The following is a 25,858-nucleotide window of genomic DNA, read 5'->3' on the forward strand; positions in this document are numbered from 1 at the left end:
ATGTAGTTCTCGTGGCGGCGCTCGGTCCGGGGCATGGTCATGCAGTCGGGAAGGCAGGCAGGGTGACGGGGCTGCGGGTCTACGTGGTGCCCAAGGCAATCGGGGCGCCCGCGTGACCGGATCGTTGGCGGGTTTGCGCGTGGTCGAGTTGGCCTCCGGGATCGCCGGACCGTACTGCACGAAACTGTTCGTCGACCTCGGTGCCGACGTGTGCAAGGTCGAGCCCCCGTCGGGCGACCCGCTGCGCCGGTGGGGCTCGCGGGGTGGCCTGTTCGAGTACCTGAATGCCGGAAAGCGGGGCACCACACTCGATCTCGCACACCAAACCGACATCGCGGCCCTCCACCAAATCGTCACCGAAGCGGATGTCCTGGTCGAAGACCTGCCCGCGGCCGCGTCCGAGCGCCGCGAATGGGGGCTGGACGCGGACACGCTAAAACGGATCACCCCGAATCTCGTGGTGGTCCGAATCTCGAGCTTCGGTCAGGACGGGCCGCTGCGCGACCGGGCGACGACCCCGCTGACCCTGCAGGCGGCGGCGGGCTGGGTCAACGTGCGCGAGCCCGGGCGGGCGCCCCTGCAGGCCGGCGCCCGGATCCCGGAGTACGTCGCGGGTGGATACGCGGCGCTCGGCGCGCTGACGGCGCTGCGGATCGCCGCCGGCGAAACGAACCGGCCGGTCGAGGTCGACGTCTCGATGTTCGAGTCGATGCTGTCGACGCTGCCCTATCCCATGCTGATGGCGGCGCGCCTGAAAAGCCTTGGCCTGCCAGGCAATTCCAAAGCCGCACCGATGCTTGGCATCGTGCGCGCCGCCGACGGCTGGATCGGGATCAACTGCCTGACCGGCCAGCACTGGCTGGACGTGTGCGCGATGGTCGGGTTGCCGGAGTTCGGCGATCATCAGCTCGCGATCATGCTGGGCGGCCCCGAGCGCGACGCGTTTTTCGCCAAGGCACAGCCGTTCCTCGACTCGATGTCCGTGGCCGACCTGGTCGACTTGAGTCAGGCCATGCGGATACCGGCGGCCCCGGTCACCGAGGGCGACACCATCCTGGCCTGTCCGCAGTACGCCGAGCGAGGGTTTTTCACCGAGGCGGCCGCCGCAGCGGGGCGATTCACCAGACCGGGCGCACCATTCCGGCTGTCGAAGACGCCGGTGCCGGCGCCGCGGCCCGCGCCCGCGCCGCGAACCGGTGCGGTGCCGGCATGGGGCCAACGCGGCGCACCCGGCCGGGGGCACGACATGCCCGATGTGTCGCTGCCCTTCGCCGGGTTGAAGGTGTTCGACTTGAGCACCTTCTGGGCGGGCGCATACCTCACGTGCTACCTCGGTGCGTTCGGCGCCGACGTGATCAAGGTCGAATCCATCCAGCGCCCCGACGGGCATCGCTACTCGGGCTCGCTACTGCGTGAGGGCGACGACTGGTACGAGCGCGGGCCGCTCTGGCAGGGGACCAATCTCAACAAGCGCGACATCACGCTGGATCTGACCTCGGCCGCCGGCCGCGAGCTGGCGCTGCGATTAGCCGCGCAGGCCGACGTGGTGGTGGAGAACTTTTCGCCGCGCGTGGTCGAGCAGTTCGGGCTGGATTACGACTCCATTGTCAGCATCAACCCCGACGTGATCATGGTGCGGATGCCCGGATTCGGCTTGGAGGGGCCGTGGCGCGACTACGTCGGCTGGGCGCTGAACATCGAACAGGTGTCGGGCATGTCAGCCGCGACGGGATACCCGGACGGGCCACCGTGCAATCTGCAGGGGCCCGCCGACCCGATCGCCGGCGTACACGCAGGTATCGCGTTGCTGGCCGCGCTCGAGCACCGGCGGTCCGCCGGTGAAGGTCAGCTCATCGAGGTCGCGCAGATCGAGGTTGGCGCGGCGGTGACCGCCGAACCCGTCATCGAGTACTCGCTGACGGGAGCGGTCCGGCCGCGCGAGGGAAACCGCCACCGCGAATACGCGCAGGGCGTCTACCCGACCAACATCGCCGACGAGTGGGTTGCCCTCTCGGTGCGCGACGACGCCGACTGGCGTGCGGTACTGGACGCCATCGAGCGCGACGATCTGCGCGACGACCCGAGGTTCGCGACCGCAGCGGCCCGGCGGGAAAACCATGACGAATTCGACGAGGTACTGGCGAACTGGACGTGCAGGCTTCCCGCGGACGCGCTCGTGGCAGCGCTCGGCCGCCGTGGGGTTCCCGCCGAGCGGCTACTTGCGGCCGACCGGATGTATGACGTCGCGCAACTCGACGCGCGTGGCTTTTACCAGGATCTGAACCATTCGATCACCGGGCGAGAAAGGTTTCCCGGCTGGCCATTTCGCTTCTCGCCGGGTCCCGCGCACCATCATCGGACCGCCGCCCCGACACTGGGCCAGCACAACGCCGAGGTGCTTGGGGAGCTTGGACTCTCCGACGAGGAGATAGCCGTACTGCGCGAGCAACGCGTTATCGGGCAGCGGGTGCTGAACGCTTAGCTTCAACGGCTTTGCGAATCGACTTCTGTAGCGATGACTATCAGCGGTCGAGATCGGCGGTTCGCACTGCGTCATGGCCCGGCTCAGACGAGGCGGTAGCCGATTTCGGCGGCCGCGGCGCGTGCGAGGGACCAGACCAACGGTTGGGTGAGGGGTCGCGAAAACGATGGCGTCGCGGGCATCGCGTCGGCGCCGGAGGTCCACACAACCACGTTGATGCGACCGGTCATGGCGGAGGGCGCTTGCAGACCATCGAGTTCGGTCCAGGTTGCGTAAATTGCGCGCGCCCAGCGCCGACAGGTGGATCGCGGCGCGGCGAGCAGCGCGGCCGAGGCCCCGTTGCGGAGCAGCCAGGTCCCCGACAAGTCCAGCAACTGCAGGCGACGCGTGGGCTCCCACGCGGTGAGCCTCGGAGCGCCGGCGTGCGTATCGATAACTCGTGTCGATTGATAAACCTCGGCGAGGGCGGTGGCTACGTCGGACGCGGCATAGAGGACGCCGTCGCGATGGTCGGCGGGTCGTGGACCTGGACGGGGGTCCCAGCGGCTCGAGGGCAGCGGGCCGTAGGTGCGTAACTCGTTCCAGGGCCGCACGTGTGCACCCGTGGTGCGGTGGACTCGCCACAATGTGCCCGTGCAGCCGACAACGTCACCCGGTTCTTTGGTGAGCCGTTCGGGCGGTGTTCGCGGGGCTTTCGGCTCGGACCGACTCACCAGCGCGTGAGATCCGATACGAAGTCGGCGATCAGCGTGGCGTCGCCGCCGGCGGCGAGGTATTCGATCGGTGTGCGGTCGCCGAAATCTGGCTGCGGGGTTTTCATGAACGCTTCCACGGCCGCGGGGGTCGCGTCGCGCGGTATCGCGGGCACGATCACGTCGAGGCCAGGAAGTAGCTTTCTGCCGAGGAACTGCCAGCGAGGGATGCGGCGGCTTGCGTTGATATCGAACGCCCACAACGCTTTTCCGGTGAGGCGCCGAGACACGCGGGACCGGTCGATTTCCAGCAGCGCGGCGGCTTCCTTGATGCTCATCGAGCCGGAGAGGGCGTCACCGAGCTGCTGTACCGCCAAGTGCGCGCGGGCGTGGCGTTCCCGTTCGCCGGACCAGTTGTCGATCACCGCCGTTGCACCGGCACCCGCGTGTGCGCGAAGGAATTGCACTTCATCGGTTGAGAGAGGTGCGGCATCGGCACCGGGGATCGTCGCGAAAGCCGAGTCCAACTGGTTTAAGACGTCTTCGCTGGTCATATCCACCTGGTGCTTTTCCAGCAGCGCATCCAGCCCGCTCAAACCCGAGCTACCCATAGCGCACATTCTAGCATGGTAATGCGCTTGTATGCGGATGGCCCCGAGCCGTAGCTCTTGCCCTAGTTATTGCCGAGGTGTGTCCCGCCCGTGACCTCGCCGCGACGGTGACCAAGAACGCTCATCGTCATGACCGTGCTCGCCGCGATCGCGGCCGTCGCGCTGGCGGCATGCGTCGGCTATTACTTCGGGCGGCGCGCGGGCGCGGCGCCGTTGACCTGGAGGCGGCGCACGAGCAGGATCGCGCTGGGGAAGCTGGCGATCGGCCTGCTCGTGTCGTTGACCGCGCGCCGCATCCGGCGGAGCTTCCGCGTCGACCGTGTTGCTCCCCTCGAGCTGCTGCGGGCGTCGGTGCTCGCCAGGAAGGAACTGGTATGGCGGCACTAGACGGCAAGGTCGCCCTGGTGACCGGCGCGTCGTCGGGCCTGGGCGCCGAGACGGCGCGGCTGTTTTCCCGCCAGGGCGCAAGGGTTTTCGGCGTCGCGCGCGACGCCGGGCGCCTGGCCGACGTCTTCGCCGACGTGGAACGTGGCTCGTACGCATCGGTGGACATCGGGTCGGCGCAGGCCTGCAGGGACGCGGTCGAGCGGTGCGTCCGCGAGTTGGGCGGACTGGATGTCCTGGTCAACATCGCCGGGCGACACCAGATGCGCCGGACGGAGTCGATGACCGACGACGACTGGGCGCAAGACCTGGCGGTCAACCTCAACGGGCCGTTCTACCTGTGCCGGGCCGCGCTGCCCCATCTGCTGGAGCGTGGCGGCAACATCGTCAACGTCAGCTCCATCGCCGGGGTGGAGGGTCAGTCCTACTCGGCCGGCTACTGCGCGGCCAAACACGGGCTGATCGGCCTGACCCGCGCGCTGGCGGTGGAGTACACCGCGGATCGCTTGCGCGTCAACGCCGTTTGCCCCGGCGGCATGCTGACTCCGCAAATCGAACAGTTCAGCGCGCCGGAGAACCCGAACTACGACCTGATCCTGCGCACGGCCTCGCCGCGCGGCATGATGGCGCCCCTCGACGTCGCCAACGTGATCGCGTTCCTGGCCAGCGACGCGGCGGCCGCCGTGCACGGCGCCGTCTACCGCGTCGACAACGGCAAGGGCGCCGGCTAGGGACGAAACACCTGCCGACCGTGGCGGATACGTACGTCGACCACCGCGAATCCGTACACAACGCCCACGCTCGGCGCGCAGAGGAGGCCGAGGAGCCGGCTAGGTCGCGGCCGTCCGCAGCGGGCGCGACCGGACCAGAGTCGGCCACCAGAACCACGGCCCGAGGATGCGCAGAATGCACGGCACGACGAACGACCGCACGATCAGCGTGTCGAGCAACAGGCCGATGCACACGGTCGAACCCACCTGACCGATCGTCCTGAGATCGCTTGTCAGCATTGCCAGCATCGTGAACGCGAACACCAAGCCCGCGGACGTCACCACGCCACCGGTCCTGCCCAGCGCACGGATGAGGCCGGTGTGCAGCCCGGCGTGCAACTCCTCCTTGACCCGCACGATCAACAGCAGGTTGTAGTCCGATCCCACCGCCACCAGGATGATGAACGTCAGCGGCAACACCAGCCAGTGCAGGGGCAGGCCGATGAGGTGCTGCCAGACGAGGATGGACAGGCCGAACGCGCCGGCGTAGGAGAAGGCCACCGTGCCGGGAATCACCAAGGCGGCCATCAGACTTCGCGTCAGGAACAGCATGATCAAGAAGATCAGCACGAAGGCGGCGATCGCCACGATCAGCAGATCCGATGCGGCGTATTGCTTGATGTCCTTGTCGTTGGATCCCGAACCGCCGATATAGACCCGCGCGCCGGCCAGCGAGGTCTCCTTCAGCACCGTGGTGATGGCCCCGGGGAACTGCTCGACGTGCTGCACGCCCTCGGGGCCCATGGCGTCGCCCTCGTGGGTGACGATGAACCGTGCGGCCTTGCCGTCCGGTGACATCATGAGCTGCATGCCGGTCTTGACGTCGTCGTTGTCGAAACCTTCGTGGGGGATGTAAAAGAAGTCGTCGCTGCGGGCCCGGTCGAAGTCGAGCCCCACGTTGATCAGGTCGTCGAAAGTCTGGTCGGTCTGGGTGGACTGCAGCGACGACTGCCCGTACGTACTGACCAGCAGCGCGGCCAACGCCTCCGAGTCGTCGGCGGTGAGCTTCAGCTGGGTGATGACCTGCGGCAGGATCCGGTCGACGGCCTCGAGGGAGGTTTTGGCGTCCTTGATGTCGGCGGCCAGGTGGTCGATGTTGTCCAGCCCGTCGAACAGCGACCGGAACGCCCAGCAGATGGGGATGTCGAAACAGTGCTTCTCCCAATAGAAGTAGCTCTTGACCGGCCGGAAGAAGTCGTCGACATTCGAGATCTCCTGGTTCATCTCGTCGGTGATCCGTTGCAGATCCTCGACGGTGAGAACCGTCTTGTGCAGCTCGTCGGACATGTCCTGAAAAAAGCCGATCTCCTTGCGCAAGACCGCGACCGAGTGTGTCGTGATCTCCGCCTGCTTGTCGGTGTTGGCGTTTTGCCGCTTGTTGAACGGGAGTTGTTGGCCGTTGCCGCTGCCCTGCGTGGTGAACAGGTAGGGGATGGTGGCGTGTTCCAACGGGCGGCCCAGGGGCCGGGTGATGCTTTGCACCATCGCGACACCGGGCAGGCGGATGAGGCTCTTGGCCGCCCGGTCCAACGAGATGAAGTCGGCCGAGTTGCGCATGTCGTGATCGGTCTCGATCATCAGCATCTCGGAGAACAGCTTGCTCTTCGGGAAGTGCCGATCCGCCGCGGCGAAGCCCTGATTGGCGGGGGCACCGGCCGGCTGGTAGGAACGGTCGTCATAGTTCTGCCGGTACGTCGGCACGAAGATCGCCCCGATCATGACGACGGCGGCGCTGGCCGCCAGGATCGGCACCGGCCAGCGCACCACGCTCGCCCCGATCCGCCGGTACAGATGCGCCTTGGCCGCGCGCCTCGGGTCGAAGAGCCCGAACAGGCTGCCCACGGTCAAGATCGCGGGGCCCAGCGTCAGCGCTTCGACGATCGTGATCACCATGCTGATGGCGACGGCCGGCCCCATCGTGTGGAAGTAGTTGAGCCGCGCGAACGTCAGGCAGGCGCACGCCGCCGCGATGGTCAGCCCCGACCCGATGATGATCGGCGTGACGCCCTTGTACGCGATGTAAAACGCGTCCTCCCTGCTTTCGCCGGCCTGCCGCGCCTCGTGATAGCGGCCCATCAGGAAGATGCCGTAATCCGTTCCGGCGCCCAGGGTCAGCGCGACGACGATGTTCACGGCGAACGACGAGAGCTCGATGTATCCGAGGTGCCCGAGGGTCGAGATCACCCCCTTCGCGACGAGCATCTCGATGAGCACCCCGAGCAGCGGAACCAGCACGGTGGGCAGCGAGCGGTACACCAGCAGCAACATCACCACGATGAGGCAGACCGTCACGATGGTGATGTCGTTCAGGCTCGAATTGGCAATGGCGACGGTGTCGGACGCGAGCGGAGCCGCGCCGCTGACGTAGACGCGTAGCCCGGGCGGCGCCGGGTCGTTCGCGACGATGTCCCTAACGGCGGCGACCGACTGGTTCGCCTGCATCTGGCCGATGTCGCCCGCGAGACGCAACAGCACGTACGCGGCCTTGCCGTCGACGCTCTGCGCGCCCGCCGCGGTGATCGGCTTGCCCCACAGGTCCATGACGTACTGCACGTGCGTGGTGTCGCGCTTGAGTCGGCGCACCAGATCGTCGTAGTAGCGATGGTCCGCGTCGCCCAGCGGCCGGTTGGCCTCCAGCACCAGCATCGTCAGGTTGGTCGAGTTGGACTCGTGGAACTTCTCGCCGATGTGCAGCAGCGCCCGCTGCGAGGGCGCGTAGTGCGGGACCATCGGTCCGGCGAGTTCCTCGGCGACCCTTTCCACCTGAGGCATGAACGTGTTGGTCGACACGGCCAGCAGCGCCCAGAACACGATGATCGGGATGGCGAGGACCCGCACCATCCTGGGCACGAACGGTCGTTTGATTCGCGGCTCGGTCATGCGGATTTCACCCGGCACATAACGTGCGCATCCCCGTGCGTGTCGGACTGTTCGTCGCGGACAACGCCGTTCACCAGCATCCGGCAGCCGACGTGCCCGCCGTGAACCTGCGCCGAGACGCTGCCCGACACCACGGTGAGCGTCGTCGTCTCGGTGTGCGACCACGGTAGGTCGGTGACGTCGACCTGATGCGGGTGTCCGTCGATGTCGACGTAGACGAGCATGCCGCCGTCCCCGACCGAACCGAACACCTCGTAGGTGAGCTGTTTGGGCGTGGTCTGCTCGGGTGCCGCCGGGCCGTTGACGGTGGGGACGGGCGCCGGCGCGGAGGACTGGTGCACCTTCCACATGCCGACCGCGCCCACCCCCAGCGCGATGACGGTGACCAACGGCATCCAGACGCGCGCCAAGACAGTCCTGCCGACTGAACGAGGGCTCACCGGATCACCTTTCGCACCACACCCGTCATATATCAACTAGATTGACATATGGTCGCGAAAAGACTATCACCCGCCGATGCTGTCGACAAAGCGGGCCCGCCACGCCAAAACCTTTGTGCTGCTTCAAGACATTTTCCGCAGCCGGCCTTTCAGCCGGGCGCTGCGGAGAATCTGAAGTGCCTGGATGGTGGCGGCAAACATTGGAAAGCCGCCGAGAAAGGTCCGCTCGGAGGGCGTCGCCCCATGCAGGTGGTAGAGGCTGCCGAACACATAAAAGCAACCGATCATAAATAGCGTGCCGGGGATGAAGAACGCCATCGGAGAACTACGGATAGCGACGATTTGCTTTGCATAATCCAACTCGTCGGGCGACATGGCTTCGCGTTTGCGCACCTTGTACACGACGGCCTTGGCGGCGCCGATTCCTTCGCTGATCGGCGGCGTCGGCCGGCTCTCCAGCCGCTTCACATACACCGCCGCGAAGGCCGCGAACACCAGTGCCAGCGCGAGGGTGAGGACGGTCAGATAACCCCATAGACCCGATACCAACGTTCCGCTCACCGAGAATTCCTCACGGTCGGCCATCGAAGACTGGTGCAAACGCTACCGCAACCGGGTCGGTAACGGTTCGGGCACGTTTCGGTTGTCCCCGCGACACGTCGCGCGGCGCCGCGGCCCGGTTGCCCGACAATGCGGGACATGACGCAATCGCGGGAGCCCGACATTGGCGCGTGAGATCTCGCGGCAGGCGTTTCTGCGGGGCGCCGCCGGGGCGCTGGCCGCCGGCGCGGTTTTGGGATCGGGCCGGGTCGGCATGGTCCGCGCCGGCGCCGCCCCGAACGCGTCGGGCTGGGAGGGTCTTTCCACCGCGTTGGGCGGGAAGGTGCTGCTGCCGGACAGCCCCCAATTCGCCGGGGCCAAGCAGGTTTTCAACACCAACTACAACGGTCTCACGCCGGCGGCGATCGTGACGCCGACCTCGGCGGCCGACGTGCAGAAGGCCATGGCCTTCGCCGCCGCCCACAACCTCAAGGTGGCCCCGCGCAGTGGCGGGCACTCCTACATCGGTGCGTCCACGGCCAACGGAACCATGGTGCTCGACCTGCGCCAGCTGCCCGGGGATGCCCACTACGACGCCTCCACGGGGCAGATCACGGTGACGCCGGCGACGAGCCTGTACACGATGCACCGCACGCTGGCCGCCGTGGGCCGCGGTGTCCCGACCGGGACCTGCCCGTCGGTCGGGGCCGCCGGGCACGCCCTCGGTGGGGGGATGGGCGCCCAATCGCGGCACGCGGGGCTGCTCTGCGACCAGCTGACGGCGGCGTCGGTGGTGCTGCCCAACGGCCAGGCCGTTACCGCGTCGGCGGCCAGCAACCCCGACCTGTTCTGGGCGCTGCGCGGCGGCGGAGGCGGCAACTTCGGGGTCACCACGGCGCTGACCTTCGCCACGTTCCCCACCGCCAACGTCGACGCCGTGAACCTCAATTTCGCGCCGCAGTCGTTCGCTCAGGTCCTGGTGGGCTGGCAGAACTGGCTGCGCACCGCCGACCAGAACAGTTGGGCGCTGGCCGACGCCACCGTCGATGGTATGGGCACGCATTGCCGAATCCTGGCGACCTGCCCGGCGGGCTCGGGCAACAGCGTGGCGGCCGCGATCACCAAGGCGGTGGGACTGCAACCGACCGGCACCGAGAGCCACACGTTCAACTACCTGGACCTGGTGAACTATCTCGCGGTCAACAACCTCAACCCGTCGCCGCTCGGCTATGTCGGCGGGTCCGATGTCTTTACGACGATCACCCCTGCGGCGGCCCAGGGGATCGCCTCGGCGGTCGAGGCCTTTCCCCGCGGCGCGGGCCGGATGCTCGCGATCATGCACGCCCTCGACGGCGCGCTGGCCACTGTGGCGCCGGGAGCCACCGCGTATCCGTGGCGGCGCCAGTCCGCGCTGGTGCAGTGGTATGTCGAGACCGGCGACCCGGCCGCGGCGACCGGCTGGCTGCAGACGGCTCACCAAGCGGTGCAGGCCTATTCGGTCGGCGGTTACGTCAACTACATCGAGGCCAATCAGCCCGCCTCGCGCTACTTCGGGCCGAACCTGGCCCGGCTGACCGCAGTGCGGCAGAAGTATGACCCGAACCGGGTCATGTTCTCCGGGCTGAATTTCTAGCCGGCGAGCTCACGGGCGATCGCCTTCTTGTCGACCTTGCCGATCGGCGTGGTGGGCAGCGCCGCCATCGCCACCAACGTGTCGGGGCGGGCATGGGCGGCCACGCCGCGCTCGTCGAGGTGGGCGTTCAGCTCCGCCAGGGTCAACGCGGGCCCCACGAAAACCACCGCGGCACAGACTTTTTCACCAAGGTAGGGATCGGGCAGCGGGACCGCCGCCGCCGAATGGATCGCGGGGTGGCTCAGCAGGTGCTCCTCGAGCTCCGGCGCGGCGATGGTTTCACCGCCGCGGGTGATGACGTCCTTGACCCGGCCGGTGACCACCAGGTAGCCGTCGTCGGTGCGGCGGACCAGGTCGCCGCTGCGGTAGAAGCCGTCGGGATCGAAGCTGCGCTGGTTGTCGCGCTCGGCGCGAAAGTAGCCGTTGATCGTGTACGGCCCGCGCACCAGCAGCTCGCCCTCTTCGCCGGGCGCCGCCGGCTCGCCCGCGCCGTCGACGATGCGCAGTTCGTCACCGGCGCACAGCGGCCGGCCCTGGGTGTTCTCGACGACGTCCGGCGGATCGCCCGGCCGGGTGAAGCACAGCAGGCCCTCGGCCATCCCGAACACCTGCTGCAGGCCGGGTGTCAGCGCGGCGCGCACCAGGCGGGCGTCGGCCGCCTCGAGCCGGGCTCCGCCAACCTGCAGGAGCCGCAACGACTTTGGCGTTACCGGCTCCCAGTCGCAGGCCTGCGCCCACAGCTTGGCCAGCGCCGGCACCAGCGCGGTGACCGTGACACCGTGCCTGTCGATGGCGGCGAACGCGGCCTCGGGGCTGGGGTCGGCGCCGAATACCGTCGTGGCGCCCACCGCCATCGCGCCGAGCAGGCCCGGGCACGCCAGCGGGAAGTTGTGGCCGGCGGGCAGCACAGCCAGGTAGACGTCGTCGGGACGGAGCCCGCAGACCTCGGCGCTGGCGGTCGCGTTGAACACGTAGTCGTCGTGGGTGCGGGGGATCAGCTTGGGCATGCCGGTGGTGCCGCCCGAAACTAGCAGCAGCGCAGGCCCTTCCGGATCGGCCGACGGCGCGGGCGCGTCGGCGGGAGCGCTTTCCAGGTGCGTCCACGCGGTGAACGGACCGGGGTCGCCGTCGACGACGACGTGCCACAGCGCGGGGTGGTCGTCCACGAGGTCGCGCGCCATCGCCCGGTAGTCGAAACCGCCTGCGGCATCGGGGATCACGAGCGCGGTCGCCTCGCTGAGCGCGGCGAAGTGGCCGAGTTCGGCGGCCCGGTGACCGGGCAGGCACATCACCGGGATCGCCCCCGCCCGTAACAAACCGAACAGCGCCGCCGCGAATCGGCAGCCGTTCGGCAGCTGCAGCAGCACCCGGTCGCCCGGCGCGACGCCCAGGCGCCGCAGCCCGCCCGCCACCCGGTCGGCCCGCTCGTCGAGTTCGGCGTAGCTCAATCCGCGATCCGCCGCCGCGTCGATGACGGCGGTGTGGCCGGGCCGGCGCCGCGCGGCGTCGGACAGGATCGTGTCCAGCGTTCGCCCGGCCCAGTAGCCCGCCGCCCGATAGGACGCGGCCCGCTCGGCGGGGAACGGCACGAAACCCGCGTGCGTGGCGTCGGGGGTCATCTGTCTCCAAAGTCGTGGCGGGGGCCGGTGGCGGCGGCGTAGGGATCGAGGATAGGGTAACCAAGCAAGTTAGGGCAGCCTTTGCTAATTCAGGAGGATTCGTGGTGCGTGCCCCGGCGTGCTCGGAGGACATCCGCGCGGAGGTGGCCGAGCTGCTCGGCGTGCGCACCGACGCCATCCACCCAGGTAGCAACCTCATCGGCCAGGGCCTGGACTCCATCCGGATGATGACGCTGGCGGGTCGCTGGCGCCGCCACGGCATCGCCGTCGATTTCGCCACGCTGGCCGCCGCACCGACGATCGAGGCCTGGTCCGAGCTGGTGACCGCGGCCCCGGAGCCCGCGGGGACCGAAGCGCCGGCACCGGCCCCAGACGGGGCCTCCGACGCGTCAGAGCCGTTTCCGCTCGCGCCGATGCAGCACGCGATGTGGGTCGGCCGCCAGGACAACCAGCAGTTCGGCGGCGTGGCCGGGCACCTCTACGTCGAGTTCGACGGCGGCCCGATCGACCCCGACCGCCTGCGCGCGGCGGCCACCGCGCTGGCCCGCCGCCACCCGATGCTGCGAGCGCGGTTTTTGCCCGACGGCACGCAGCGCATCGCCGCGCCCGGCGAATGCGGGGACTTCCCGGTCACCGTCGAGGACCTCCGTGGGGACGATGATCTCGTCGATGCGCGCCTGGCGGCCCTGCGCGACGCCAAATCGCACCAGCAGCTCGACGGCGCGGTGTTCGAGCTGGCGTTGACGCTGTTGCCCGGCGGGCGGTCCCGGCTGCACGTCGACCTGGACATGCAGGCCGCCGACGCGATGAGCTACCGCACCCTGATGGCCGACCTCGCCGCCCTCTACCTCGGCCACGAACTCCCCGAATTGGGCTACACGTACCGCGAATACCGCCAGGCCATCGCGAGCGCGGAGGCCCGGCCGCAACCCGACCGTGACGCCGACCGGGACTGGTGGGCGCGGCGCATCCCGCAGCTGCCGGACCCGCCCGCGCCGCCGACGACCGGCGGCCGCGACTCACGCACCAGCACCCGGCGCTGGCATTGGCTGGACCCGGCCACCCGCGACGCGCTGTTCGCCCGCGCCCGCGCGCGCGGCGTCACCCCGGCGATGGCGCTGGCCGCGGTGTTCGCCAACGCGCTGGCGCGCTGGTCCAGCTCGCGGTTCCTGCTGAACGTCCCGCTGTTCGGGCGCCAGGCCCTGCACCCCGACGTCGACTCGCTGGTCGGCGACTTCACCTCCTCGCTGCTGCTCGACGTCGACCTCACCGGATCCGGCACCCCGGCCGAGCGGGCGCACGCCGTGCAGGACGCCATGCGGACCGCCGCCGCTCATTCCGCCTACCCCGGGCTGTCGGTGCTGCGCGACCTCAGCCGCCATCGCGGCACCCAGGTGCTGGCGCCGGTCGTCTTCACCAGCGCGCTGGGCCTCGGGGAACTGTTCAACGCCGACGTCACAACGCAATTCGGCACCCCCGCATGGATCATTTCGCAGGGACCCCAGGTGCTGCTCGACGCGCAGGTCACCGAGTTCGACGGCGGGGTGCTGGTGAACTGGGACGTGCGCGACGGCGTCTTCGCGCCCGGGGTCGTCGACGCCATGTTCGCCCACCACATCGACGAACTGCTGCGGTTGGCCTCCGCCGACGACGCCTGGGACGCCCCCGGGCCGCCGGCGCTGCCCGACGCGCAGCGCGCGGTGCGTGAGGCCGCCAACGGCCGCACCGCCGCGCCCAGCGGGGAAGCCTTGCACGACGGGTTCTTTCGCCGCGCCGAGCGGCACCCCGACGCGCCGGCGGTGTTCGCCGGCTCCGGCGACCTCACCTATCGGCAGCTGCGCGACCAGGCCCTGGCGGTGGCCGCGGCGCTGCGCGGCAACGGGATCGGCGCCGGCGACACCGTAGCGGTGATGGGCCCGAAGACGGCCGAACAGGTGCCGGCGCTGCTGGGGATCCTGGCCGCCGGCGCCGTCTACCTGCCGATCGGCGTCGACCAGCCACGCGATCGCGCCGAACGCATCCTCGACACCGGCGGGGTGAGCCTGGCGCTGGTGTGCGGCGGGCGCCCGCTGCCGCTACCGGTGCCGGGCCTGGGGCTCGCCGACGTGCTGCGAAACGCGGCCGGCCCCGAGATCACGCCCGCGGCAACGGATCCCGCGCGGCTCGCCTACGTGCTGTTCACCTCCGGGTCGACCGGCGAGCCCAAGGGCGTCGAGATGACACACGACGGCGCCATGAACACCGTGGAGTTCATCAGCCGCCACTTCGACCTCGGCGCCGCCGACCGGTGCCTGGCCCTATCGACGCTGGAATGCGACATGTCGGTGCTGGACGTCTTCGCCACCCTGCGCGCCGGGGGAGCGATCGTGGTCGTCGAGGAGGCGCAGCGCCGCGATCCCGACGCGTGGGCCCGGCTGATCGACACCCACCGGGTCACCGTGCTGAACTTCCTGCCGGGCTGGCTGGAGATGCTGGTCGAGGTCGGCGAGGCCTCGTTCGAGGGAAGCCTGTCGTCGCTGCGGGTGGTGCCCACCGGCGGCGACTGGGTGCGCCCCGGCCTGGCCCGCCGGCTGCGGGCGCAGGCGCCCGGCGTGCGCTTCGCCGGGCTGGGCGGTGCCACCGAAACCGCCGTCCACGCAACCATTTTCGAAGTCTCGGCGGATCTGCCGGACGACTGGACCGCGGTGCCCTACGGCAAACCGTTTCCCAACATCGCTTGCCGGGTCGTCGGCGACACCGGCGCCGACTGCCCCGACTGGGTGCCCGGCGAGCTGTGGGTGTCCGGACGCGGCATCGCCCGGGGTTACCGCGGGCGCCCCGAACTGACCGCCGAGCGCTTCGTCGTCCACGACGGCCGAACCTGGTATCGCACCGGCGATCTGGCCCGCTACTGGCCCGACGGCACCCTCGAGTTCGTCGGCCGCGCCGATCACCGGATCAAGGTCAGCGGGTACCGCGTCGAGCTCGGCGAGATCGAGGCGGCGCTGCGACGCCTGCCCGGCGTGCGAGCGGCGGTGGCCGCCGCGGTGCCGGCGCCTGGTGGCGCCGAGGTGCTGGCCGCCACCGTCCGCCTCGACGGCCCAGCGCCGAGCGCCGCACGCATTCGGGAGCTGCTCGCCGATCTCGTTCCCGCGCACATGATCCCGCGGCACGTGTCGGTGGTCGAGCGCATCCCGTTCACCGACGGCGGCAAGATCGACCGGCGCGCCGTCGCCGCGCAGCTGACGGCCGCGGTGGCCGAGCAGCCCGGCGAACAGGCGGCGCGGCACGAGGCGCCGCGGACGCGGCTGGAGCGCGCGCTCTGCCACATCGTCGCGAACCTGCTGAACCGCGACACCGACGCCGTCGGCATCCACGACGACTTCTTTTCCCTCGGCGGCGATTCCGTGCTCGCGACGCAGGCCGTCGCCGCGATCCGGCAGTGGCTCGATTCCCCGAGCCTGATGGTCGCCGACGTCTTTGCCGCCCGCACCGTCGCCGCGCTGGCCCGCTTGCTCGGCGACCGGGAGGACGACCCCGGCCGGCTGGAGCTGGTGGCCGACGTCTACCTGGAAATCGCGGAGATGTCGAGTTCGGAGGTGCTGTCCGCGCTCGACACGAGCGAGCCGGTGCGACGGGAGTTCCAGCCCTGGGTCAAGCGGTTCACCGGTGACACCGCGCGCGGCTCGGTGGTGGTTTTCCCGCACGCCGGCGGCGCCGCCGCCGCCTACCGGTCGCTGGCGAAAGCGTTGTCGTCCAACGGAGTCGACGCCTACGTGGTGCAGTACCCGCAGCGGGCCGACCGGCGCAATCACCCCGCGGCGGACACCGTCGGCGCGCTGGCGCTGGACCTCTTCGAGGCGGGCGACTGGGCTTCGGCGGCCCCGCTGAGCCTGTTCGGTCACTGCATGGGGGCGGTCGTCGCCTTCGAGTTCGCCCGCGTCGCCGAAGCCAACGGGGTGCCGGTGCGGGCGCTGTGGGCTTCGGCCGGGCAGGCCCCGTCGACGGTCGCCGGGTACGGGCCGCTGCCGACCTCCGGCAGCGGCGTGCTCGAGGACATGATCGACCTCGGCGGCACCGACCCCGAGCTGCTGGAGGACGAGGAGTTCGTCGAACTTTTGGTGCAGGCGGTCCGGGCCGACTACCGGGCGTTGAACGCCTACTCGTGCGCGACGGATGTGCGCATCGGCGCCGACATCCACGCGCTGGGCGGCAACCGCGACCACCGGATCGGCCGGGAAATCCTGGCCGGCTGGGAAACCCACACGTCCGGCCGGTTCACGGTGTCGGAGTTCGACGGCGGTCACTTCTACCTCAACGATCACCTCGACGCGGTGGCGCGGATGGTGAGCGCCGATGTCCGATAACGACCCGATCGTGATCGTCGGGATGGCGGTCGAAGCGCCGGGAGGCGTCGAAACCGCCGACGACTTCTGGGCGCTGCTGGCCGAACAGCGAGAGGCGCTGGGCCCGTTCCCCACCGACCGGGGGTGGGCGCTGCGCGAGCTGTTCGACGGGTCACGGCGCGACGGCTTCAAGCCCATCCACGACCTCGGTGGATTCCTTTCCAGCGCAACCACATTCGATCCCGAGTTCTTCGGCATCTCCCGCCGGGAGGCGGCGGCCATGGACCCCCAGCAGCGCGTCGCGCTGCGAATGGCCTGGCGCAGCGTGGAGAACAGCGGCATCAACCCCGACGACCTGGCCGGGCACGACGTCGGCTGCTATGTCGGCGCCTCCACCCTCGAATACGGCCCCGCCCTCTCCGAGTTCTCCGAACACACCGGGCATCTGATGACCGGGACGTCGCTGGGCGTCATCTCCGGCCGCATCGCCTACACGCTGGACCTGGCCGGCCCGGCGCTGACGGTCGACACCGCATGCTCGTCGGCGCTGGCGGCCTTTCACACCGCGGTCCAGGCGATCCGGACCGGCGACTGCGACCTCGCGCTGGCCGGCGGTGTCTGCGTGATGGGCACCCCGGGCTATTTCGTCGAATTCTCCAAGAAGCACGCGCTGTCCGACGACGGCCACTGCCGGCCCTACAGCGCGCACGCCAGTGGCACCGTCTGGGCGGAAGGCGCGGCCATGTTCGTGCTGCAGCGGCGGTCCCGCGCGGTGGCCGACGGGCGCCGCATCCTCGCCGAGGTGCGCGCCAGCTGCCTGAACTCCGACGGGCGCAGCAGCGGGCTGATGGCGCCCAGCGGCGACGCGCAGCTGCGCCTGTTCCGGCGCGCCATCGCACAGGCCGGGGTCGACCCCGTCGACGTCGGGATGATCGAGGGGCACGCCACCGGCACCCGGCTCGGCGACCGGACCGAATTGTCGTCCTTGGCGGCCAGTTACGGCACGGCGCCGGCCGGGCGCGGACCGCTGCTGGGATCGGTGAAGTCCAACATCGGGCACGCCCAGGCCGCGGCGGGCGCGCTGGGTCTGGCCAAGGTCATCCTGGCCGCCGCACACGCCGCGATCCCCCCGACCCTGCACGTCGACGAACCCAGTCGCGAAATCGACTGGGACACCCAGGGTTTGCGGCTGGCCAAGAAGCTGACGCCTTGGCCGGCCCGCGAGGGATGGCGAATCGCGGCGGTGTCCGCGTTCGGGATGAGCGGCACCAACACCCACCTGATCGTCGCGATGCCCGACACCGCGCCCGGAGTCGCTTGATGATTCCGAAACGATTGCCCGACGGGCGGATCCCGGTGGCGCTCAGCGCGCACGCCGGCGAACTCGTATCGGCGGATGCGCGCGCGATCGCGGACTACCTCGACCGCCGCCCGGAAACGACGGTGGCCCAGGTGGCTTGGCAGCTGCGCGGGACCCGGCGGCCCCGCAGGCACCGGGCTGTCGTCCGCGCCGCGGACCGAATCGAGCTCGCCGACGGGCTGTGGGCGCTGGCCGCCGGGCGCGAGCATCCGCTGGTCGCCACGTCGGCGCTGGATTCGGCGCCGCGCCTGGCGTTCGTGTTTCCCGGCCAGGGCCGCCACTGGCCGGGCATGGGCGCCGCCGCCTACCGGGAGCTCCCGGGCTACCGGACGGCGGCCGATCGCTGCGCCGCCGCGTGCGTGGCCGCCGGCGTCGAGTCGCCGCTGCGCTACCTGACGGCCGGGGACCCGCCGGGCTTTTCCGAGATCGAGGTCCAGTGCGCGCAATTCGTCCACGCCGTGGCCTTGGCGGCGGTGTGGCGATCATGCGGCATCGTTCCCGATCTCACCGTCGGACAGAGCCTCGGGGAAGTCGCCGCGGCCGTCGTCGCGGGCAGCGTCGCGCTACCGGACGCCGTCGCCGTGGTCGCGGCGCGGGCCCGGGTGGTCGATCGCCTGCCGGGCCGCTACGCGATGGCGACGCTGGGGATCGGCGCCGGGGAGGCCGCGTCGCTGATCGCGGCCACCGACGGCTGGGCGGAGCTGTCCGTGGTGTACTCCGCCTCGACCGTCGCGGTGTCGGGTGACCGCGACGCGGTGCTGGCCATCGTCGACGTGCTCCGCTCCCGCGGGCAGTTCGCCCGCGAGATCACGGCGGGCTTCCCGGGCCACACCAGCCTGCTCGAGCCGCTGCGCGACGAACTGCGCGCACAGCTGCCCGTTGCGGAATTCGCCGAGACGCCGGTCCAGTTCATCGGCGGCGCCACCGGCGACGTGGTGGCCCCGGGCACGCTTTTCGCCGACTACTGGTATGCGAACCTGCGCAACACGGTGCGCATGGACCGCGCGGTCGAGTCGGCGATCCGTTGTGGCGCGCGGTCATTCGTCGAGCTGTCGGCGCATCCGGCGCTGTTGTACACGATCGGGCAGGTCTTCGAGGCCGGCCTGTCGGACGACCCGGCGGTGCTGGTCGGATCGGCGCGCACGGACCAGCCGCTGGCCGACGCGCTGTCGGCCGCCATCGTGACCGCCGCGGTGACCGACCCCGGCTACGCGTGGGATGGGTACCTGGAGGGCCCGGCCGACGGCCCCGTCCACCTGCCGGGATTCCCCAACGCGCCGATGCGCGCGATTTCCCTGTGGGCACACCCCGCAGCACTCGGGACCGCGCCCGACCCCGGCCTGACCACTGCCGTCGAGCACTGGGAACCCATGGCGCCGTCAGCGCCCGGGGCGCCCGTGGCTTGCGCGGTGCTCGATCTCGGCGATGGCGGCGCGCTGGCCCAAACACTCAGCGCCGCAATCGAATCCCGCCCCGGGGCCAGAATCGGCCAACCGGGGGACGCGGAGATCGTCGTGGCGATCGCGCCGGCGCTGGAAGCCGCGCGGGTCGTCGACGCCCTCGGCGAGCACATCGGCGCCGGCCTGCTCGAGTACGCGCACCGGCTCGGTCCGCGCTGCCACACACTCTGCTTGGTCACCGTGGGCGCCGAGCGGGTCACCGCCGGGGACCCGCCGCCGTCGCCCGGCCACGCGGCGCTGGCCGCGATGCACCGCAGCATCGGATTCGATCATCCCCAACTGGCTTTCACCCACCTGGACCTGCCGTCGCGGGACTTGGCGCCGACCGCGGCCGACACAGCCGTCGCGGGTCTGCTGTCCGGCTCCGCTGAGCTGGCGCTGCGCGAAACCGCGGGCGGTTTCGTGGTGTTCGAGCGCTCGTTCCGCGACGCGCCCGCCCCGCCGCCATGGTCTCCGGACTCCGGGGCGCTCGACGACGTCGTGATCACCGGCGGTGCCGGCGTCATCGGTCTGCACTATGCCCGCGTTCTCGCCGAACGGGGCGCGCGGCGCATCGTCCTGCTGAGCCGCCATCCGGCCGACCCCGGCGTGCTGACGGGCCTGACTGCCACCTACGGCACCGAGCTGGTGTCGCCGCCGTGCGACATCACCGATCCGGCCCAATTGGCGCTCGTGGCGGCGGAATACGGCGGTGCCGGCGCCTCCCTGATCGTGCACGCGGCGGGCAGCGCCACCTTCGGCACGGCGGCGCTCACGGCGGCGGCCGCCATCGACACTTTGGCCGCCAAGGTGACCGGGCTCGCGCGGATGGCCGACCTGTGGCCGGTCCGCCCCGGCGCTCGAATGCTGTTGTGCTCGTCCGTATCCGGCGTCTGGGGCGGGCGCGGGCATGCCGTGTACTCGGCCGCCAACCGGCTGCTGGACGTGACCGCGGCGCGCCTGCGCGCCCGGGGTAGGCACTGCGTCGCGGTGAAGTGGGGCCTGTGGCGGGGTCCGGCCGATGGTGAATCGGGCCGCGGCATCGCGGATTCGGCCGGGATCGCGGACATCGAGCGGGCCGGGCTTCGCCAGATGGCGCCGCGGGACGCGATCGAGGCGAGCCTGCGCGAATGGCGCGACGACCCGCTGGTGTTCGCCGCGGACGCGGCCCGGTTGCGCGTCTTCCTGGACCGCGGGCATCGGCGAGCGCAGGAAGTGGCCGCGCGCCATCCCACCGGCGCCCAGGTGCCCGTGATCGATGCGGTGCGCGGCGAATTGGCGGCCGTGCTCGGAATCGCACCCGCCGAGTTGAACCTGCAGGACTCACTCTTCGACCTGGGCATCGACTCAATGCTGGCGCTGGACCTGCGCAAGCGCCTCAAACGGACGATCGGCCGGACGGTGTCCCTGGCCACGCTGATGGACGAGATCAGCGGCGACGAACTTGTCGAACAACTCGAGGGCTCCGAAACCGCACAGAAGGTGGACATTTCGCGTGACTGATATCGCCGACACGGGCGCCCGGCTGGAGCTGCTTCGCCGCAGGCTCGCCGAACGAGGTCTCTCGGGTGACACCGAGGAGCCGCGCGCCCTCGCCGACGACCGGCTCTCCGACGGTCAGGCCCGGATGTGGTTCGTCCAGATGGCCGACCCCAGCGGTGCCCTGCTCAACGTCTGTGTGTCCTACCGGATCACCGGCGACGTCGACCTCGACCGGCTGCACGGCGCCGTCGACGCCGTCGCGCGTCGCCATCGGGTGCTGCGCACCACGTACGCCCTCAGTGAGGAGGGCGACCCGCGCCCCACCGTGCACGACGACCTGCGCCCGGGGTGGGCGCAGCACGACCTGGCCGACCTGTCGGAGCGCGCGCGCCGGCTTCGGCTCGAGGTGCTGGCCCAACGCGAATTCTCCGCCCCCTTCGACCTTTCCACCGACGCGCCGCTGCGAATCACCGCCGTGCGCACCGCACCCGGTGAACACGTGCTGCTGCTGGTCGCCCACCACATCGCCTGGGACGACGGCTCCTGGCGGGTATTCTTCGCCGACCTCACCCGCGCCTATGGGGGCGCCGAACTCGGACCCGAACGTCACCCGTCCGACCCGCCCGGACCGGACACCACCGAGGCCGACCTCGACTACTGGCGCGCCGTCATGGCCGATCCGCCGGAACCGCTGGAGCTGCCGGGACCGGCCGGCACGGCGATGCCGACCAACTGGCGCGCCGCCCGCAGCACGCGGCGGCTGCCCGGCGACACCACCCAATGGGTGACGGCGCTGGCGCGCGACGCCGGCTGCACCCCCTACATGGTGCTGCTCGCGGCGTTCGGGGCCCTGCTGCACCGCTATACGCACAGCGACGACTTCCTCGTGGCCACGCCGGTGCTCAACCGCGGCGCCGGAACCGACGACGCGATCGGCTATTTCGGCAACACCGTGGCGATCCGGCTGCGGCCGCGACCGGAGATGAGCTTCCGGGAGTTGCTGAAATCCACCCGCGACATGGCGACCGGCGCGTTCGCCCACCAACGGGTCAGCCTCGATCGCGCGGTGCGCGAGTTGAACCCCGATCGCCGGCACGGCGCCGAACGAATGACCCGCGTCAGCTTCGGATTCCGCGAGCCCGACGGCGGCGGCTTCCGCCCGCCAGGCGTCGCCTGTGAACGCTACGACCTGCGCGGCAACCTCACCCAGCTGCCGCTGGGATTCATGGTCGAATTCGAGGGCACCGGTGCGCTGGTCGAGGCCGAGCACCTGCTGGAGATCCTCGAACCCGCTCTGGCGCAACAGATGCTCGAACACTTCGTGGTCCTGCTCGGCGACGCCCTGGCCCGACCGGACACGCCGCTGTCCGGGCTGGCGCTGCTGGGCGGGGCCGACGCCGAGTGGCTGCGTGAGATGTCGCGCGGCGATGCGTTCGACACCCCTCCCAGGACGCTCGCCGACCTGGTGTCCGAGCAGGCCGCGCGGACCCCCGACGCGGTTGCCGTCGTCTACGAGGGCAGCCGGCTCACCTATCGCGACATCAACGAGGCCGCAAACCGTGTGGCGCACTGGCTGATCGGGCAGGGGATCGGCGGCGAGGACCGGGTCGCCGTGTTGCTCGACAAGTCACCGGAGCTGGTCGTCACCGCCCTGGGCATCGCCAAGGCCGGCGCGGTCTATGTGCCCGTGGACCCCACCTACCCGCAGGACCGTCTCGAGTTCATCCTCGACGACTGCGACGCGAAACTCGTGCTGCGCGAACCGGTGACCGACCTGACCGCGCACCGCGCCGACGACCCGACCGACGCCGACCGGGTCCGCCCGCTGTGGCCGGACAACACCGCGTACCTGATCTACACGTCGGGAACCACCGGGTTGCCCAAGGGCGTCGCGGTGCCGAACCGCCCGGTCGCCGAGTACTTCGTCTGGTTCAAGGGCGAATACAGGGTCGACCACACCGACCGGCTGCTGCAGGTCGCCTCACCGAGCTTCGACGTGTCGATCGCCGAGATCTTCGGCACCCTGGCCTGCGGGGCACGGATGGTGATCCCGCGGCCGGGCGGGCTCAACGACATCGGCTATCTCACCGCCCTGTTGCGCGACGAGGGCATCACGGCAATGCATTTCGTGCCGTCCCTGCTCGGGCTGTTCCTGTCGCTGCCCGGGGTGAACCAGTGGCGCACGCTGCGGCGGGTCCCCATCGGCGGTGAGCCGCTGCCCGGCGAGGTGGCCGACAAGTTCCACGCCACCTTCGACGCGCTGCTGCACAACTTCTACGGCCCGACCGAAACCGTGATCAACGCCAGCCGCTACATGGTGGAGGGCCCGCAAGGCACCCGCATCGTGCCGATCGGCCGGCCCAAGATCAACACCGCGATGTACCTGCTCGACGATGCGCTGCAACCCGTACCGGTCGGCGTCATCGGCGAGATCTACCTCGGCGGAACGCATCTGGCGCACGGATACCACCGCCGCGCCCGGCTCACCGCCGAGCGATTCGTCGCCGACCCGTTCCGCCCCGGCGCACGGATGTATCGCACCGGGGACCTCGCGCGCCGCAACGCCGACGGCGACATCGAGTTCGTGGGCCGCGCCGACGAACAGGTCAAGATCCGCGGTTTCCGCATCGAGCTGGGCGACGTGGCCGCGGCCATCTCGGTCGATCCCACGGTCGGCCAGGCCGTGGTGGTGGTCAGCGACCTGCCCCGGCTGGGCAAGAGCCTGGTCGGTTACGTGACGCCCGCGGCCGGCGACGCCGAGACGGCCGATGTTGATCTCGGCCGCATCCGCGCCCGGGTGGCGGCGGCGCTGCCCGAATACATGGTGCCCGCGGCATACGTTGTGCTCGAAGAGATTCCGATCACCGCACACGGCAAGATCGACCGCGCCGCGCTGCCGGAGCCGGAGGTCGGTTCCGGCGCGGAGTTCCGCGAACCCGAGACGGCGACCGAGCAAGGCGTCGCCGAACTGTTCGGCGAGCTGCTCGGTCGCGACCGGATCGGCGCCGATGACTCGTTCTTCGACCTCGGCGGTCACTCCCTGCTGGCGACCAAATTCGTTGCGGCATTGCGCAACACGTTCGGTGTCGAGGTCGGCGTGCGAGAGATCTTCGAGCTTGCGACGGTCGCGCGGATCGCCGAACACATCGATACGGTGGCCACGCTGAATCCGGGTCCGGCGCGGCCCCGCCTGGTCCCGGCACGCCACGACGGGCCGGTGCCGCTGTCGTCGTCGCAGCTGCGCAGCTGGTTCACCTACCGCTTCGACGGGCCCAACGCCGTCAACAACATCCCGTTCGCGGCCGCGCTGCGCGGCCCGTGCGACGCCGGGGCACTGGTGGGGGCCATCACCGATGTGGTGGCGCGGCACGAGATCCTGCGCACCACCTACCGCGAAATCGACGGTGTGCCATACCAGGTCGTCCACCCGTCCGCCGAAGTGCCGGTGCGCCGCGCCGACGGACCCGACGAGGCGTGGCTGCAGACCGAACTGGATGACGAGCGGCGCCACGTCTTCGACCTGGAGGCCGACTGGCCGATCCGGGTGGCCCTGCTGCGGGTGCCGGGACAGCACGTGCTGTCGTTGGTGGTCCACCACATCGCGGGCGACCACTGGTCGGCCGGCGTGCTGTTCACCGATCTGCTGACCGCCTACCGGGCCCGCAGCGGTGGTCAGGCCCCGTCCTGGGAGCCGCTGCCGGTGCAGTACGCCGATTACGCCGCGTGGCAGGCGCGGCTGCTGGACGCCGAGGCCGGGATCGCGGGCCCGCAACGCGAGTACTGGGTGGGCCAGCTCGAGGGCCTAGCAGGCGAAAACGGTCTGCGCCCGGACTTCCCGCGCCCGGCCTCGCTCACCGGCGCCGGCGACGTCGTCGAGTTCGGCTTCGGGTCGGCCACCCGCGGCAAGCTGTCCGCGCTGTGCCGCGAGCTCGGCAGCACCGAGTTCATGCTGCTGCAAGCCGCCGTCGCGGTGGTGCTGCACAAGGCCGGCGGCAACGCGGACATCCCCGTGGGCACCCCGGTGGCCGGCCGCAACGAAGCCGAGCTGGACCGGCTGATCGGGTTCTTCATCAACATCCTGGTGTTGCGCAACGACCTGCGCGGGAACCCGACCCTGCGCGAGGTGCTGCGGCGGACCAGGGAGATGGCGCTGGCCGCCTACGCGCACCAGGACCTGCCGTTCGATCAGGTGGTGGACGCGGTCAGCCCGGCGCGCTCGTTGTCGCGCAATCCGCTCTTCGACGTCGTGGTGCACGTTCGCGAACACTTGCCGCAGGACAATGTCATCGACAGCGGACCTGCCGGCGACACCACCTTCACCGCGCTGGAGCCGACGTTCGACGTCGCGCACGCCGACATGTCGGTCAACTTCTTCGCCTCCGACGACGGATACCGGGGCCACGTCATCTACCGTCCCGAACTGTATCGGCGCAGCACCGCCCAACGGTTCGCCGAATGGCTGGTGCGCGTCATCGAGGCGTTTGCCCACGACCCCGACCGGCCGCTCCGGGAGGTCGAGCTCGCGAGCACCCAAGAGCGACAACGCATTCTGGACCGCTCCAACGCGGCGCGGGTATACGTGCTCGATGCCGCGCTGGACCCCGTCCCGGTGGGCGTGGTCGGCGACGTCTACTACGGCGGCGGCCCGGCCGGAGCCGCCCGGCTGGCGACACCGTCGGCGACCGCCACCCGCTTTGTCGCCGATCCGTTTGCCGCGCAACCGGGTTCGAGGCTGTACCGCAACGGCGAGCGCGGCATGTGGACGCACGACGGCCAACTGGAGCTGCTGGCCGGCACGCAACCGCCCTCGACGCCACCACCACCGGCGGCGGCAGACGCCGGCCTCGCCGCCGCGCCGGACACCGCCACCGAGCGGGCCCTGGCGACCATCCTCGCCGGCGTGCTCGACGGCGCGGACGTCGGGCGCAACGACGAATTCTTCGCCCTCGGCGGCGACAGCATCCTCGCGGTGCGGGTGGCCGCCCAGGCGCGCGACGCCGGGCTGCCGCTGACCCCCCGGATGGTTTTCGAACATCCCGTGCTTCACGAGCTCGCCGCCGCCGTCGACGCCAAGGCGCAAGAAGCCGAGGCCGAACCCGCGCACGACACGCATCACGCGCCGATGAGCACCTCGGGGCTTTCCGCCGACGAGCTGGCGGATCTGACCGCATCCTGGGGCCGGCAGCCGTGACCCGGGCCGA

The 25,858-nt window shown here is 70.4% G+C and carries 14 protein-coding genes; 8 read left to right on the top strand and 6 right to left on the bottom strand.

Going from position 1 to position 25,858, the window contains the following annotated elements; translation table 11 throughout:
• The first annotated feature begins 112 nt into the window (after window positions 1–112).
• The gene (locus AC5Y4Z_RS06355) at window positions 113–2,482 is read left to right on the top strand and encodes a CaiB/BaiF CoA transferase family protein (RefSeq protein WP_499961580.1); all 2,370 of its coding nucleotides are present in this window, start codon (window positions 113–115) and stop codon (window positions 2,480–2,482) included.
• An 83-nt stretch (window positions 2,483–2,565) separates the two neighbouring features.
• Here the strand turns inward: AC5Y4Z_RS06355 and AC5Y4Z_RS06360 are convergent, their stop codons facing one another.
• On the bottom strand, window positions 2,566–3,195 hold the full coding sequence (locus AC5Y4Z_RS06360; protein ID WP_499961583.1) for an RES family NAD+ phosphorylase: 630 nt from the start codon (window positions 3,193–3,195) through the stop codon (window positions 2,566–2,568).
• Window positions 3,192–3,785: a helix-turn-helix domain-containing protein gene (locus AC5Y4Z_RS06365; protein ID WP_499961586.1), complete on the bottom strand. Its 594-nt coding sequence runs from the start codon at window positions 3,783–3,785 to the stop codon at window positions 3,192–3,194. The genes AC5Y4Z_RS06360 and AC5Y4Z_RS06365 overlap by 4 nt, the downstream gene beginning before the upstream one ends.
• A 129-nt stretch (window positions 3,786–3,914) precedes the next feature.
• On the opposite strand from AC5Y4Z_RS06365, the gene AC5Y4Z_RS06370 reads away from it, so the two are divergent.
• Both AC5Y4Z_RS06370 and AC5Y4Z_RS06375 read left to right on the top strand, forming a co-directional pair.
• Window positions 3,915–4,172 carry a hypothetical protein gene (locus tag AC5Y4Z_RS06370; protein ID WP_499961588.1) on the top strand — a complete coding sequence of 86 codons (258 nt, stop codon included), beginning with the start codon at window positions 3,915–3,917 and terminating at the stop codon, window positions 4,170–4,172.
• On the top strand, window positions 4,160–4,900 hold the full coding sequence (locus AC5Y4Z_RS06375; protein WP_499961592.1) for an SDR family NAD(P)-dependent oxidoreductase: 741 nt from the start codon (window positions 4,160–4,162) through the stop codon (window positions 4,898–4,900). Before AC5Y4Z_RS06370 ends, AC5Y4Z_RS06375 begins: the two co-directional genes overlap by 13 nt.
• A 99-nt stretch (window positions 4,901–4,999) precedes the next feature.
• Here the strand turns inward: AC5Y4Z_RS06375 and AC5Y4Z_RS06380 are convergent, their stop codons facing one another.
• The 3 genes from AC5Y4Z_RS06380 to AC5Y4Z_RS06390 all read right to left on the bottom strand — a co-directional run bounded on the left by AC5Y4Z_RS06380 (window position 5,000) and on the right by AC5Y4Z_RS06390 (window position 8,844).
• Window positions 5,000–7,780, bottom strand: coding sequence for an MMPL/RND family transporter (locus AC5Y4Z_RS06380; RefSeq protein ID WP_499961876.1), 2,781 nt, complete (start codon window positions 7,778–7,780; stop codon window positions 5,000–5,002).
• 35 nt (window positions 7,781–7,815) lie between these two features.
• Entirely contained in the window at window positions 7,816–8,259 is a 444-nt protein-coding gene (locus tag AC5Y4Z_RS06385; RefSeq protein WP_499961596.1) for an MmpS family transport accessory protein, read from the bottom strand.
• A 123-nt stretch (window positions 8,260–8,382) separates the two neighbouring features.
• Entirely contained in the window at window positions 8,383–8,844 is a 462-nt protein-coding gene (locus AC5Y4Z_RS06390) for a hypothetical protein (RefSeq protein WP_499961599.1), read from the bottom strand.
• 139 nt (window positions 8,845–8,983) lie between these two features.
• Between AC5Y4Z_RS06390 and AC5Y4Z_RS06395 the strand changes: the two genes are divergently transcribed.
• Complete coding sequence (locus tag AC5Y4Z_RS06395) at window positions 8,984–10,432, top strand: FAD-binding oxidoreductase (RefSeq protein WP_499961600.1); 1,449 nt, start codon at window positions 8,984–8,986, stop codon at window positions 10,430–10,432.
• Here the strand turns inward: AC5Y4Z_RS06395 and AC5Y4Z_RS06400 are convergent.
• The gene (locus AC5Y4Z_RS06400; protein WP_499961603.1) at window positions 10,429–12,051 is read right to left on the bottom strand and encodes a (2,3-dihydroxybenzoyl)adenylate synthase; all 1,623 of its coding nucleotides are present in this window, start codon (window positions 12,049–12,051) and stop codon (window positions 10,429–10,431) included. The two genes, AC5Y4Z_RS06395 and AC5Y4Z_RS06400, sit on opposite strands and share 4 nt — an antisense overlap.
• Window positions 12,052–12,152: 101 nt before the next feature.
• On the opposite strand from AC5Y4Z_RS06400, the gene AC5Y4Z_RS06405 reads away from it, so the two are divergent.
• From AC5Y4Z_RS06405 to AC5Y4Z_RS06420, 4 genes are read left to right on the top strand one after another with little or no spacing between them, the layout of a single operon-like run.
• The gene (locus AC5Y4Z_RS06405; protein WP_499961607.1) at window positions 12,153–16,397 is read left to right on the top strand and encodes a non-ribosomal peptide synthetase; all 4,245 of its coding nucleotides are present in this window, start codon (window positions 12,153–12,155) and stop codon (window positions 16,395–16,397) included.
• Window positions 16,387–17,697, top strand: a complete 1,311-nt coding sequence (locus AC5Y4Z_RS06410; RefSeq protein ID WP_499961609.1) for a beta-ketoacyl [acyl carrier protein] synthase domain-containing protein — start codon at window positions 16,387–16,389, stop codon at window positions 17,695–17,697. The genes AC5Y4Z_RS06405 and AC5Y4Z_RS06410 overlap by 11 nt, the downstream gene beginning before the upstream one ends.
• Window positions 17,697–20,678 carry a mycobactin polyketide synthase MbtD gene (gene mbtD / locus AC5Y4Z_RS06415; protein ID WP_499961611.1) on the top strand — a complete coding sequence of 994 codons (2,982 nt, stop codon included), beginning with the start codon at window positions 17,697–17,699 and terminating at the stop codon, window positions 20,676–20,678. Before AC5Y4Z_RS06410 ends, mbtD begins: the two co-directional genes overlap by 1 nt.
• Window positions 20,671–25,848, top strand: a complete 5,178-nt coding sequence (locus AC5Y4Z_RS06420) for an amino acid adenylation domain-containing protein (RefSeq protein WP_499961614.1) — start codon at window positions 20,671–20,673, stop codon at window positions 25,846–25,848. Before mbtD ends, AC5Y4Z_RS06420 begins: the two co-directional genes overlap by 8 nt.
• The last annotated feature ends 10 nt before the right edge of the window (window positions 25,849–25,858 follow it).

The organism is Mycobacterium sp. NGS63 (assembly GCF_059812295.1).

What these genes read in the sequence shown, in the direction of transcription:
- AC5Y4Z_RS06365 (WP_499961586.1), bottom strand. Translation starts at nt 3,785, where the DNA reads ATGGGTAGCTCGGGTTTGAGCGGGCTGGATGCGCTGCTGGAAAAGCAC.
- AC5Y4Z_RS06370 (WP_499961588.1), top strand. Translation starts at nt 3,915, where the DNA reads ATGACCGTGCTCGCCGCGATCGCGGCCGTCGCGCTGGCGGCATGCGTC.
- AC5Y4Z_RS06375 (WP_499961592.1), top strand. Translation starts at nt 4,160, where the DNA reads ATGGCGGCACTAGACGGCAAGGTCGCCCTGGTGACCGGCGCGTCGTCG.
- AC5Y4Z_RS06380 (WP_499961876.1), bottom strand. Translation starts at nt 7,780, where the DNA reads ATGGTGCGGGTCCTCGCCATCCCGATCATCGTGTTCTGGGCGCTGCTG.
- AC5Y4Z_RS06390 (WP_499961599.1), bottom strand. Translation starts at nt 8,844, where the DNA reads ATGGCCGACCGTGAGGAATTCTCGGTGAGCGGAACGTTGGTATCGGGT.
- AC5Y4Z_RS06400 (WP_499961603.1), bottom strand. Translation starts at nt 12,051, where the DNA reads ATGACCCCCGACGCCACGCACGCGGGTTTCGTGCCGTTCCCCGCCGAG.
- AC5Y4Z_RS06410 (WP_499961609.1), top strand. Translation starts at nt 16,387, where the DNA reads ATGTCCGATAACGACCCGATCGTGATCGTCGGGATGGCGGTCGAAGCG.
- mbtD (WP_499961611.1), top strand. Translation starts at nt 17,697, where the DNA reads ATGATTCCGAAACGATTGCCCGACGGGCGGATCCCGGTGGCGCTCAGC.